Annotated in this window: 11 protein-coding genes; 2 read left to right on the top strand and 9 right to left on the bottom strand. The window is 39.6% G+C overall.

Features of this window, described 5'->3' with window-relative positions; translation table 11 throughout:
* Positions 1 to 16: 16 nt before the first annotated feature.
* The 7 genes from hypF to flgH form a co-directional block, all read right to left on the bottom strand.
* Positions 17 to 2,233: a carbamoyltransferase HypF gene (gene hypF / locus F3H00_RS07435; RefSeq protein ID WP_149703793.1), complete on the bottom strand. Its 2,217-nt coding sequence runs from the start codon at positions 2,231 to 2,233 to the stop codon at positions 17 to 19.
* A complete protein-coding gene (locus tag F3H00_RS07430) occupies positions 2,217 to 3,689 on the bottom strand; it encodes a hypothetical protein (RefSeq protein ID WP_149703792.1) in 1,473 nt (490 codons plus the stop codon). The genes hypF and F3H00_RS07430 overlap by 17 nt, the downstream gene beginning before the upstream one ends.
* Positions 3,686 to 4,228 (bottom strand): HyaD/HybD family hydrogenase maturation endopeptidase, encoded by a 543-nt coding sequence (locus F3H00_RS07425; protein WP_149703791.1) that lies wholly within the window; start codon positions 4,226 to 4,228, stop codon positions 3,686 to 3,688. The genes F3H00_RS07430 and F3H00_RS07425 overlap by 4 nt, the downstream gene beginning before the upstream one ends.
* Positions 4,228 to 4,908 carry a Ni/Fe-hydrogenase, b-type cytochrome subunit gene (cybH, locus tag F3H00_RS07420; protein ID WP_021091370.1) on the bottom strand — a complete coding sequence of 227 codons (681 nt, stop codon included), beginning with the start codon at positions 4,906 to 4,908 and terminating at the stop codon, positions 4,228 to 4,230. The genes F3H00_RS07425 and cybH overlap by 1 nt, the downstream gene beginning before the upstream one ends.
* Before the next feature lie 9 nt (positions 4,909 to 4,917).
* Entirely contained in the window at positions 4,918 to 6,636 is a 1,719-nt protein-coding gene (locus tag F3H00_RS07415; protein WP_103618843.1) for a nickel-dependent hydrogenase large subunit, read from the bottom strand.
* Between the two features lie 9 nt (positions 6,637 to 6,645).
* Positions 6,646 to 7,791 carry a hydrogenase small subunit gene (locus tag F3H00_RS07410; protein ID WP_148799814.1) on the bottom strand — a complete coding sequence of 382 codons (1,146 nt, stop codon included), beginning with the start codon at positions 7,789 to 7,791 and terminating at the stop codon, positions 6,646 to 6,648.
* Positions 7,792 to 8,136: 345 nt separating this feature from the next.
* Positions 8,137 to 8,844: a flagellar basal body L-ring protein FlgH gene (gene flgH, locus F3H00_RS07405; protein WP_021091364.1), complete on the bottom strand. Its 708-nt coding sequence runs from the start codon at positions 8,842 to 8,844 to the stop codon at positions 8,137 to 8,139.
* A gap of 68 nt (positions 8,845 to 8,912) precedes the next feature.
* On the opposite strand from flgH, the gene pta reads away from it, so the two are divergent.
* Complete coding sequence (pta, locus tag F3H00_RS07400; protein ID WP_148799812.1) at positions 8,913 to 10,280, top strand: phosphate acetyltransferase; 1,368 nt, start codon at positions 8,913 to 8,915, stop codon at positions 10,278 to 10,280.
* Between the two features lies 1 nt (position 10,281).
* Positions 10,282 to 11,478 (top strand): acetate kinase, encoded by a 1,197-nt coding sequence (locus tag F3H00_RS07395; RefSeq protein WP_148799810.1) that lies wholly within the window; start codon positions 10,282 to 10,284, stop codon positions 11,476 to 11,478.
* 148 nt (positions 11,479 to 11,626) lie between these two features.
* On the opposite strand, the gene lpxD is transcribed toward F3H00_RS07395, so the two are convergent.
* On the bottom strand, positions 11,627 to 12,580 hold the full coding sequence (gene lpxD / locus F3H00_RS07390) for a UDP-3-O-(3-hydroxymyristoyl)glucosamine N-acyltransferase (RefSeq protein WP_148799808.1): 954 nt from the start codon (positions 12,578 to 12,580) through the stop codon (positions 11,627 to 11,629).
* A complete protein-coding gene (gene ilvN / locus F3H00_RS07385) occupies positions 12,580 to 13,041 on the bottom strand; it encodes an acetolactate synthase small subunit (protein ID WP_223155267.1) in 462 nt (153 codons plus the stop codon). The genes lpxD and ilvN overlap by 1 nt, the downstream gene beginning before the upstream one ends.
* Position 13,042: the final 1 nt, after the last annotated feature.

Here is a 13,042-nt window from a genome sequence, read left to right as displayed (position 1 = left end):
TTATACATCAGTTCTTTTAAAATGTGGATAAATAATAATAAATTTGCCCTAAATTTACGTTAGAATCGTTACTACAGAATTTCTTATTGATATAAAATTTCAAATTTGCCTTAGTAAATTTTTTGTAAATGATATCAAGTAAAGTCTTATTTTGAAAAACTCCGCCACTTAATAAAACCTCTTTTTTCTCATTTTTAGAAATTTCAAAAATGATATCAGCTATACCATTTATAAATGCCGTTGCAGCCACTCTTGGCTCATCTTTTAAAGCATTTTTAAAAGCCTCTTTAAAGCAGATCACTCCATCATTTAAACTAAATTTATAACACACATCCAAATTTTTATCATAAAGCGCTTCAAGCCTCATACCACTCTCGCCCTCAAAACTAGAATGAAAAAGCCCACAAATAATCGCCCCAAATGCGTCAAATATCCTACCAACCGAGCTAGTCTTTACTAAGTTTAGCCCTTTTTGCTCCATTTTTTTAAAATTTACAAGCATTTTTTCATCAAAATTTACTAAAAATTTACTAGCTTCGTCCTCAAGAGAGTATTTTAAAATAATAGAATATGCGATTAGATAGATATTTTTGATGCTGTTTTCGCCCCCAAATAGGCTAAATTCATCAAAGTGATAAACGCGCTCGTAACTCTTTTTATCTAGCCTAAAGACCTCGCCACCCCAAATTTTGCCATCCTCCCCATATCCAGTACCATCAAAGCAAAAACCAAGATACTTTTTATCTGCTAGATCGTTTTCAAATATTACGCTTAGTAGATGGGCGTAGTGGTGCTGCAAATGAACTAGCTCAAAGCCCTGATCCTTTGCCCATTTTGTATTTAAAAAATTTGGATGCAGATCGGCTATGACCTTCTCGATTTTTAGGTTATAAGTCGTTTCAAAAAGGGTAAAAATATCTTTAAATCTATCAAAAGTCGCCACATTTTTTAGATCACCGATATATGAGCTAATCATCAAAAGCCCGTCTTTGTATATACAAAACGAACTTTTTAGCTCCGCTCCAAGGGCTAAAAATGTCCCTTTTTGCTTGAAATTTGTATGGATAAAATTTGGATTTAAGCCACGACTCGTTCTTGTAAAAATCACTTCATCTTCAACGCAAAATGCGATGCTATCGTCACTTGGTGAGTAAATTTCTCGGTCGTGATCAAGGTAAAAGTCTATAACCTCACCTAGCTTTTCTTTTAGTTCACTCTCATCTTTTATCACAACTTCGCCTGAGATGTTTGCGCTAGTTGCGATGATATCGTGCTTGAGATAGTCAAAAAGCAAAAGATGTATGCCACTAAATGCAAGCATGACGCCAAGCTTATTTAAATTTGGAGCGACGCTTTTAGCGATGTTTGAGCCGTTTTTTGCTTCAAGCAAGACGATTGGCTTTAAATTTGAGCTAAGAAGCCCAGCCTCTGCCTCTGAAATTTGTGCTATTTTTCTAGCGTTTTCTAAATTTTTACTCATCAGCGCAAAGGGCTTGCTTGGGCGGTGCTTTCTCGCTCTTAGCTCGCAAACTGCCGCTTCATTTGTCGCGTCACAAACCAGATGAAAGCCACCAAGACCTTTAATAGCTAAAATTTTGCCCTCATTTATGAGCGTGGCCGCCTGCTTTGCCGCTTCGTTCCCACTAGCTAAGACTTTGCCAAATTTATCTTTTAGATATAGCTTTGGTCCGCAGTTTGGGCAAGAGATCGGCTCTGCGTGATACCGGCGGTTTAGCGGGTCTTTGTACTCGCTCTCGCAAAATTCGCACATCTTAAACTCATTCATCGTCGTATTTACCCTATCATAAGGCAAGGCTTTGATGATGGAAAATCTCGGTCCGCAGTTGGTGCAGTTTATAAATGGGTATTTGTAGCGTGGATTTGTGGGGTCATAAAACTCGCGCAAGCAGTCATCGCAAAGTGCGTAATCAGGCAAAATAGGCGCTTGCTTAGTTGCTGACTTTGAGGCGATGATCTCAAGCTTTTCATAAATTTTATCTATCTTAAATTTATGCAGTTCATCGATCCTAGCAAGGGCTGGCAGCTTCTCATAAAGCTCTTTTTCAAAAGCCAAAAAGCTAGCCTCTTCGCCACTAAAATTTAGCTTCACGCCCTCGTCATCATTGTAAATTTCGCCAACTAGCTTAAATTTGTCCGCTAAAGTATAGACAAAAGGTCTAAAACCAACGCCTTGAACTAAGCCTTTGATCTCGTATCTAAAGCTTGATCTCAACGCCAAATCCGGGGTCAAAATTTGTTTTTATATTTGGGTTTAGGTGCTTTTTTATCAAGTTGCTAACTACCTTATTATAAAATAAATCCCCGCCTAAAGTAACATTTTTGATCTTAAATTTATCTCGTTTTTCATAGCTAAAATCGCTCAAAAAATGTGCCAAAGACTCGGTGCAACCAAAGCTGATGTTTTTCTCTCCAGCGCCAGCAAGGACAAACGAAATGATACTTTTTACAAACTTAACCCCGTCTAAACCAAAGTCATCTTTCATCTTGCAATCGATCCTAACTCCCTTTTGACCACTAAAATCAGCTGCCATAAGGAGCAAATTCTCTCCTGCTTTTTTAAAGTCATCGCTTAAGCCAAGTATGCGCCCAGCTATGCAAAATAACGAGAAAAAGCTAGCATTTGAGCTAAATTTACCACTCGGCAGAGTATGCTCTTTACTGAAGTTTTCAAGTAGCCTTTCGCCGCCTTCCTCGGCTCTTATGAGCTCATAAATTTCTTCAAAGCTACTAAATTTAGGTAAAAATAGAAGCTGCGTTTTGCTTGATTTTGAAAGCAGGCAAATTTCGTCATCACTAAATTTGCTAAATTTTAATCCCAAAGCTATCTCTTCCAAATAACTAAGCTCAAATTCCTCGTTTTTAGCATAGAAAAATGGGCTTAAAACTGCGCTACTTTCAAGCAAAGTTAGTCTTGAAATAGCATTTTTTTGCTCCTTTACTTTAACGCTTAAAAAGCTAAAGCCCTCTTTATTTAGCTGCTCGCAAATGGCGTAAAGAAAAAGATCATTTGGTGCCATCACGTCAAAAAATAGCGGTGCATCCTCGTGATTTTGCCTATAAATAGCTGTTGTCTTTAGTGCCAAAAGTGGCTTTTCAAAGCTAGCAAGCGCGATCTGCGCTCTATCATCGGCGATAAAAATTTTTGGTAGCTGCTTTAAATTTACAGGTATCAAGAAATTTGCGTCAAAATTTACGCCAAGAGAAATTTCATATAAATTTTCATCTTGCTCTACGCAAACGATCCCCCCGTTTTTTAATAAATTTAGGCAAACTTTGAGCTTTTCATTAAAATTACCAAGCGTTATTTCGCCCTCAAATTTACTCTCACATAGCACGCCACTTTCATTTAAGATAGCTTCTCCACTAGCTAAAAATGTGCTCGCTTGAGTCGGAGTTAGGCCGCCAAATTTTATCTCACTTATCTTGCTTTCTTCATCAAGCTCACTTGCAGCCAAGACCTCACTGTGCTTTATAAAAAGACTAAATGGCAAGAGTGCGCTTGCTTTATTTGCCACGCTCTCAAGCTCACTGGCGTCTCCACTTACCTTTAGACAAATTTCATCATCTTTGCACTTTAGACTATGAGCTAGATCGCCAGCAAGCAAGCGTAAAAATGGCGCTAGAAACGAAGCGTCTTTGTGGCAAGTAAATTTAAAAGCAAGTATCATTTTAAACCTTTTTTAGCATATTCATCAACGATATCTTTTAGGGTAAAATTTGCCACCTTTTCACACTCAAAATCAAGCTCTTTTAAGTGTTCAAGCAGTGTTTTTTCTAAAATTGTAGAAGCGTTTATAACCTCATCTGAGAGGCTAAAATTTGATGACTCTATGCGGCTAGGCACGATACCTAAGATTTTGGTTGTCGGTCTGTCGCCTGCAAGCTCCATTAGATGAAGGGTCTGAAGCATCTCTATCTCGTGAGCCGAGCCGTCCCAGCTGATAAAATTTGGTACGTTTAGAAAGTCGAAAAAATAAACATCACCCACACTTGCGCCATTTGCGCTAATGCAATCAACGACGATAAGATAGTCAAATTCGCTTATGATGTGAGTTAGAGCGAGGGCTAAAGCGCCCCCGTCCATTAATGTAAGCTCGTTTTTAGAACTTATAAATTTATAGTTTTTAGCCATCAAATTTACAAAATGAGCACCTATGCCCTCATCGGCAAACATCACGTTGCCGATACCAAGAACCAGCACTCTCATCAGTGTTCTTTTACAAATTTATAGCCACTAACGATAGCGTCCATCGCTCCATTTTTGCCTTTAACAGCGTTAAATACCGCCATATAAACATGAATCGGCACAAATATCATAATGACCCACATACAAATTCTATGTATCGTCCTGACATTTGCTAGTCCGCCCATAAGCTCCTCAAAAAACCTTGCTGGCTCATAAAGCGCTCCGCCAAGTCCCTCATGATAAACATGAACATAAAGCACAAGACCACTTAGGCAAATAAGAGTCAAAATAAGATAAAAGAAAAAGTATGAGGCAAACTGCAAAGGATTATAAACGCCCCTTAAATGCGGGTGTGGCCCCATAAAAAGATAATACTTAATCTGTGCGATCCAAATTTTTGGATTTAGAAAATCAACCACACTCATCCACTCTTTTTTGCTGTGTTTATCAAAGACAAATAGATAAAATTTAAAAATAAACGCCGCTATTAGAACAAAGCCAGCGATCTGGTGAGCCATACGCCACTTTGCTTGCATAAAATTTGTAGGCTCGCTCGTGATCTCTGGACTCACAAAAACGTATGAGATATAGTAGCCGCTCACAACCAAAAGTGTGATCGCTGCAAATCTAATCCAGTGTGTCAGCCTAACACCGATGGAGAATTCGTATTCGCTGATTCTATCAGCATTTTTATGTGACATATTCTCTCCTTACAAATTTGGATTTATCTTATAAGTACTCAAATCATTTCCCTTTGTATCCATAACATGCACAGCACACGCGATGCAAGGATCGTAAGAGTGAATTTTTCGTATTATCTCAAGCGGTTTTGAAAGATCAGCGATCTTTAAACCAACTAAGCACGCTTCGTAGCTGCCCATTTGATTTTGTGCGTCTTTTGGAGAGGCGTTCCATGTGCTTGGCACGACTGCTTGCCAGTTTGTGATAACACCATCTTTTATGCGGCACCAGTGGCTAAGCGCACCTCTTGGAGCATTGCCTTGGAAATTTCCTTTGTACTCTTTTTTGTTATCGATTACATATTTTGCGCAGGTCTCTTGATCTGATTTTAAATTTTCTACCAAGGCATTAAATGCGTCCATTGTGTGCTCTGCCACTACTTTTGCCTCGAGCATACGAGTAGCGGTTCTGCCTAGAGTTGAGAAGACTGCGCTTAATGGCAAGCCACTCTTTGCTAAAAATTCATCAACTACTTTTTTAACTCTCTCATTGCCTCTAGCGTAGTTTATAACGATACTTGCTATTGGACCTACTTGCATAGGCATGCCATCATATCGTGGTGCTTTGATCCAGCTATATTTACCTTTTGTATCAAAAAGCTTACTATGAGCTAGTTTGCCCTCGGCGTCTATGCTCTCGCCGTCAATAAGGCCAGTGTAGTTTGCCTCAGTCTCACCGTCGTATGGATGAAGCGCTTTGTCGTTTTTATACCAAGACCTAGTAGCTTCTTCAGTGATTTTATTTTCATCGATATCATAAACCTTGCTAAGATCGCCATTTAAGATATAGCCACCTTTAAATAGATGATCATTTTTGCCAATCAAAAACTCATCGTAGCAGAGTAAATTTGCCACACCAACGTCGTTTAGAACACTTGGCTCATTACCATAAGCTTTAGCTGCCATCAAGATATCTGGATAGTAAGCTCTATCTACAAATTCTTTAATCTCGGCAAATTTGCTCATATATTCGCCCATTCTAGCTGGATCCATAAGGTCCATTACGCAGGTCACGCCACCAACTGTTAAGCTTTGTGGATGTGGGTTTTTTGCGCCAAAGATAGCCATCATCTGAGCTGCAGTTCTTTGGATTCTTAAACACTCTAAGTAGTGAGAGAGAACGATCAAGTTTTGCTCTGGGGTAAATTTATATGTGCTATGTCCCCAGTATGCGTTGGCAAATGGTCCAAGGTTGCCCTTTTTAACAAATGCTTCAACCCTCTCTTTTACCTCTTTTAGCTTGTCAGCTCCCGTGGCAAATGGCAAATCAGTGTATTTAAACGCCTCTTCGCTAGCTTTATGCACATCTGCGCTTAGTGCAGAGACGACGTCTGCCCAGTCAAGGCCGTGAAGCTGATAAAAATGCACGATGTGATCGTGAAGATATAAAGCTGCGTTCATCAGCGTTCTAGTTAGCTCTGCATTTAGTGGAGGCTTGATACCAAGAGCATTTTCAACTGCGATAATGCCTGCTCTGTAGTGTGAGTATGTACAAACGCCACAAATTCTTTGCATGAAAAAGCCAGCATCTCTTGGATCTCTACCTTTTACGATCTGCTCTAAACCACGCCAAAGAGTTGAGCCAGAATACGCCTCTTTTACGACATTATTTTCATCTACGACAACTTCTATTCTTAAGTGTCCCTCGATACGTGTTATAGGGTCTATTACTATTCTTTTTTCACTCATTTTTTCGCCTTATTCTTTATCTTTACTCATAGAAGCTATAACAGCGTGAGCTGCTATGCCAATGCCTGTAAGAGCTAAAATTCCAATGCCGACTTTGTCGCTTACATTATCAGCTCCAAGACCTAAGACAGTATCAAAGAGTCTATCTGCCATAGGCTCTTCAAATGGTCCCATCGTATCCCAGAAGTCTGGCTCTGAGCAGCCTATACAGCCGTGTCCCGCTTGAACTGGCCATGATGTGTGTTGGTTAAATCTCTCGCGTGAGCAGTTATTAAATGTATATGGACCTTTACAGCCTACTTTGTATAAGCAGTAGCCATTTTTTGCACCCTCATCGCCGAAGTTTTGGACAAACTCGCCAGCGTCAAAGTGACCACGTCTTTCGCAAAGATCGTGAATTCTTAAGCCATAAGCCCATTTTGGCCTATTATAAACATCAAGCGCTGGAAGTGTGCCAAAAAGTAAGAAGTGAAGCACGTTGCCAACGATATTTTTCTCACTTGGTGGACAGCCTGCGACATTAATAACTGGTTTGTCAGTTACCCTTGAAAGTCCCACTGAATTTGATGGATTTGGCCTTGCAGCTTGAATGCCACCAAAGCTAGAACAGGTGCCGATCGCAAAGATAGCAGCTGCGTCTTTTGAAGCATTTACAGCATGAGTTTTACCTGTTGTGCCATGAGGTCCAACAGTTAAGAAATTTTCAGTCGCACCAGTTGGGATACCGCCCTCAACTAGTAAAATGTATCTGCCTTTATATTTTTCGATCGCACTCTCTAAATTTTCTTCAGCCTGCCAACCAGAAGCTGCCATGATAGTTTCGTGGTATTCAAGGCTTATGTAGTCAAATATAAGACTATCTATACTTGGAGCATCGGTTCTTAGTAAGCTCTCGCTACAGCCTGTGCATTCTGCCATATGAAGCCATATCACAGGAAGCCTATCGCTAAGCTCAGCAGCACGAGCAACCATCGGTGTCATCGCACTTGGTAGAGCCATAAAAGCTGTCATCGCACCAGCCCACTTCATAAAATCACGCCTCGTAAAGCCCTTCTCTTTTAAAAGCTGCGCAATACTCGAGTCGCTTTTCATCTTAGGCAACGCACTAAGCTCACTTAAGCGTCTATCTATCTTTTGACGCAAGTCATTATTCATATAAGCTCCTTTGCTTGAAAATTTTACTTTTATTAATAATATCTTTGTTTAAAGAAGTAAAAAATTATTTTATAAAATTAATATCTATAATTAAATAAATTTTAACTAAAAAATTTAAAATCCCTTTTTTGCGATATATTTTCAAAATATAAAAAATAATATTTTGAGAAATTTTATTTTGTTTTGATGAATTTTCAATATTTTAAGCATGTTATTCTGAAAGTAAATATCAACTATAATTTTTAATAATTTTTAAAAATTTAGCATATTTAAGGCGAGAGAAATTTTTGAGATATAAATTTTTAAAAGCCCAAATTGATTAAATTTTAGGCTTTTAAAGTTGCATTAAAATGGCCAGATAGCCTCCATAAGTCTTGTGCCCCAAGGTTTTTTGGTAGATTTGTCTAGCTCGCCCTCTGTTTTATATAAAATTTTAGCGTCAGCTATATATTTTGAGTCGATTTCGTTATTTTGTGAGATGTCGTAAGGTCTGATGACACCACTTACTTGCATGATCTGTTTTTCGCCATTTATAAGTAGCTCCCGGCTACCTTCTATAAAGTAATTGCCATTATTTAGGATTTTTATGATCCTGGCTGAAATGGTTGCGGTAAATTTCTCGCTTCTGTTGCTCGTGCCACTTCCTGTAAATTTATTGCCACCACCTGCTTTAAAGCCTATGTCGCCGTATTTATTTAGATTATCAGCCACAGTTGAAAGCGGTGCAGCCCCAGCTGTGAAAACACCGCCACCAAGCGAGATAGTGCTATCTTTGTTGGTACTTTTGCTACCAGTTGAAGTTTGGCTTGCATTTTCTGAGATGACGATAGTCACGATATCATTTACATTCATCGCCTTTCTGTCTGAAAATAGCGGATTCTCGCCCTTACCAAAGAGGCTGCCAGCGTTGCTTTGTCCGGTTCCACTATCTTTTGAAGGGAGTTGCTCGACATAAACTGGGGGTTTCATATTGATATGAGGATCAGCACTTGGTGTGCAGCCAGTGCAAATAATGCCCGCAGATAAGACGAGCCAAATCGTTTTATGGTTCATAAAAAATGCCTTAAAATAAGTATCTTTGTGCTAAAATTAAGCAATTTAAGTTCCTAAAAAGGTCGCAAATGAAAAGTTGTTACGTTTTTACAGACAAAAATTTAGCACATCTGCAAGAAATTATAGCTACAAAATTTAAAAAAGTTGAGATTTTTAAGATAATCCCGGATGAAAACGATGAAAATAACTTAATAAATTCAAATGAAAAAGAATTTTTTCTAAAATTTATAGATAAATTTGAAGAGTTAAAAGCCAAAAGCGACTTCGTCATAGTCATTGGCTGTGAGAGCTTTAGTGTCTTTGGCAAAAGCGAGCTAAATTTAAAGATAGCTAGAAATTTAAACGCTCCAGTTTTTGACGAAAACGCAAGCGAGCTAAAAGCACTAAACCCAAACTCAAAGCTTCTAATCACCGATAAGATAGATGAAATTTTAAACTATAAAGCAGATATCATCACACAATTTAAATTTCAAAGCTTGCTTCTAAAAAGAGCTAAAGTTGCAAACAAAACCGTTGTTTTACCAGAGAGTGACGATGAGAGAATTTTAAAAGCGGCTCATATCGTGCTAGAAAAAGGTGCGGCAAATATCATCTTGCTAGGACTTAAAGATGAAATTTCAAAAAAAGCAGCCGCTTTGGGGCTAAATCTAAGCAAAGCCAAAGTGATCAATCCAGAACAAAATGAGCTGACATATGAATTTGCAAAGAAAATTTATGAGCTTAGAAAGCATAAAGGCGTGGATGAAACTAAGGCAAATATGCTTGCAAAAGATAAAATTTACTTTGCTACGATGCTAATTCATGAAGGCATAGCTGATGCCTTGGTAAGTGGTGCTACAATGAGCACGGCTGATACGATCCGCCCAGCCTTGCAGATAATAAAAACAAAGCCAAATGTAAGTGTGGTAAGTGGGGCATTTTTCATGGCACTTGAAGAAGAAATTTTGCTTTTTGCCGACTGCGCCGTCACGCCAAATCCAAGCGCAGATGAGCTAGCTAGCATAACGCTAAGTAGCGCTCAAACGGCAAGTGCCTTTGGCCTTAGTCCAAAGATTGCTATGCTAAGTTACTCTACGGCTGATAGTGGAAGTGGGCCTGATGTGGATTTTGTAAAAGAAGCTGCCAAAAAGGCGAGCGAGCTTGATGCGAATTTAAAAATTGCAGCGCCAATTCAGTTTGACGCGGCGGTTGATCTAAGCGTGGCTAGCAAAAAGATGCCAAATTCCGATGTCGCAGGAGAGGCAAATGTATTTATCTTTCCAAATTTAAACTGCGGAAATATCTGTTACAAAGCAGTTCAGCGAAGTGCAAACGCCCTAGCAGTAGGTCCGATACTTCAAGGGCTAAAAAAGCCAGTTAATGACCTAAGCCGCGGTTGCCTCGTTGAAGACGTGGTAAATACCATCTTAATCAGCGCCATACAAGCAGGAGAATAATATGAGAATTTTGGTTTTAAACTCGGGTAGTAGCTCAATAAAATTTCAACTTTTTGCAATGGATACCAAAACCAGTCTAGCAAGCGGTCTAATAGAGCAAATCGGTAGCAATAGCTCGAGGGCGGTGCTAAAAGCAAATGGCGAAACCTACGAGATAAAACGCTTCATAAAAGACCACCATGACGGACTTGAGGCGATGAACGAGCTCTTTGTCACTTCACACACCTTGCACGATCTAAGCGAGCTTGATGGTATCGGACACAGGATAGTTCACGGCGGCGAGAGCTTTTTTAGCTCGATGATCGTTGATGAAAGCGTCATCAAAAAGATCGAGGAGATAAGTCCGCTTGCCCCACTTCACAATCCAGGGCATCTTGCTGGCATTAAAAACGCGATGAAAGAGAGCAAAAACGTGCCTCACGTGGTTGTTTTTGACACGGTATTTCATCAAAGCATGCCAGAGTACGCCTACCGCTACGCCCTACCATACGACGTTTGCAAGACTCATCACATCAGAAAATACGGCTTTCATGGCACATCACATAGATATGTTTGCAAGCAGGCAGCCAAAATGCTTGGCATAGAATTTGATAAATTTAACGCTATCTCGCTTCATCTAGGTAACGGCGCCTCAGCCTGTGCAGTGCAAAATGGCAAAAGTATCGATACCTCAATGGGGCTTAGCCCACTTGAAGGACTCATAATGGGTACAAGAAGCGGCGATATGGACCCAGCTGTGGTCATCTACTTGCTAAATATTGGCGTTTTAAAATGGAACGAGATAGATAATTTTTTAAACAAAAAAAGCGGACTTTTTGGAATTTGTGGCTCAAGCGACATGAGAGAGGTCGTAGCCAAGATGCAAAATGACGAGCGAGCAAAGCTTGCATTTGAGATGTTTTGCTACCGAGTAAAAAAATATATTGGCTCATATTACGCCATTTTAGGACGCGTTGATGCGCTTATATTTACCGGTGGCATTGGCGAAAACGCACCAAATACAAGGCAAAAAATTTGTGATGAATTAAAACATCTTGGCATTCACATAAATCACGATCTAAATTTCCAAGACATGCGAGGCGAGAGATGCATAGACGGGGATGACGCTAAGATAAAAACGCTCATCATACCAACAAACGAAGAGCTAGAAATCGCAATAGAAACGGCTAGAGTAATAAAAGAGAACAAAGCCAAATAAATAGAAATTTAAAATAAAATAGCTAATTTGTATTTTGCCAAACTTAACATATAAATTTTAAGTCTAGCTCGTTTTAAAATAGAATTAGCATTATTTTTATACTACTAGATAAAAAGCTTTTGCGATTTTAAGCCGCAAAAGCTTGCAATTAATTTTTCTTAAAAAATCTCAAAATTTTTGCTTGAAGTTTAAACTGATCTGAAAGCTCCATTATCGGATAAGCTCCAGCGTATTTTTTGCCACCAAGTAGGTCTTTGCTAACGCCTCCACGTGCAGCGATCTGCGCGAAGTCACCCACTTTTACATGACCAGCTGAGCCGCTTTGTCCGCCCATAACGACGTTTCTGCCTAGTACTGTTGAGCCAGCAAGGCCAGTTTGTGAGACGATTAGGCAGCCATTTCCAAGCTCGCAGTTGTGGCCTATTTGAACGAGATTGTCTATCTTTGTGTAGTTTGCGATCACTGTGCTTTCAAAGACGCCGCGATCTATCGTCGTGCAGGCGCCAATCTCGACATAATCACCCAAAACTACATTGCCATTGTGATAAATTTTTACATGTTCGCCATTTTTTGTATGCGCATAGCCAAAACCATCACTTCCAATCACGCAGTTTGCCAGTAGGTGGCACTCGTTACCGATGACGCAGTCGTTATAAATGACTACGTTTGGGTGGATGATGCAGTTTTTGCCGATAGTCACATTATCGCCCAAAAATGCCCCAGCCATTACTACCGTATTTTCGCCTACGCTCACATTTGAGCCGATATAGACATTTGGCATTATCTTTGCACTCTTGGCGATATTTGATGGCTTTGGCTCACAAAAAAGCGGCTTAGCATAATCTTTACTAAGCAAGGCAAATGCAAGGTGTGGGTTGTCACACACAAGTGCAACCATACCAGCTGGCACCAAGTCTAAAAGCGATTTTGTCACCAAGATGGCTCCAGCGTTTGACGTACTTATAAATTTTGCATTCTTCTCGCCATCGCAGTATGTTAGCTCAGCTTTATTTGCATTTTTTAAAGAATTTAGAGCAAAAATTTCTATATCTTCTCCACTAAAAGTAGCATTTACTTTTGAGGCTATTTCACTTAGTTTCATCATATATCCATTATCACAGATCCGCCACGTACGACGTCAACTGGGTTAAATTTCTTTATCGATTTTAAAAAACTCTCTATCCTACTCGCATCGTCAGCCACCATGACGACGATGTAGTTTTCGTTTGTATTTGTGACGATGCCGTTATATGTCTTTAGTATCGCCTCAAGGCCGGCGAAATTTTCACCAAGTGGAATTTTCACTAGCGCCATCTCTTTTTCGACGAATTCGCCACTTTCTATGACCTTATACGTTGGTATGAGCTTATGAAGTTGCTTTACGATCTGCTCTAAAACTCTCTCGTCGCCACTTGTTACGATACTTAGCCTTGAGAAGTTGCTCTCAGGTATTGGAGCAACGGTGAGTGTATCAATATTGTAGCCCCTGCCTGCAAAAAGCCCAGAAATTCTAGCCAAAACGCCGTGTTCATTTAAAACTATAACCGAAATCGTTCTTCTGATA

Source organism: Campylobacter concisus (assembly GCF_902460845.1).
Taxonomy (GTDB): domain Bacteria; phylum Campylobacterota; class Campylobacteria; order Campylobacterales; family Campylobacteraceae; genus Campylobacter_A; species Campylobacter_A concisus_X.
The sequence above is the reverse complement of the archived record's forward strand: the minus strand, read 5'-3'. Positions and strand labels throughout refer to the sequence as shown.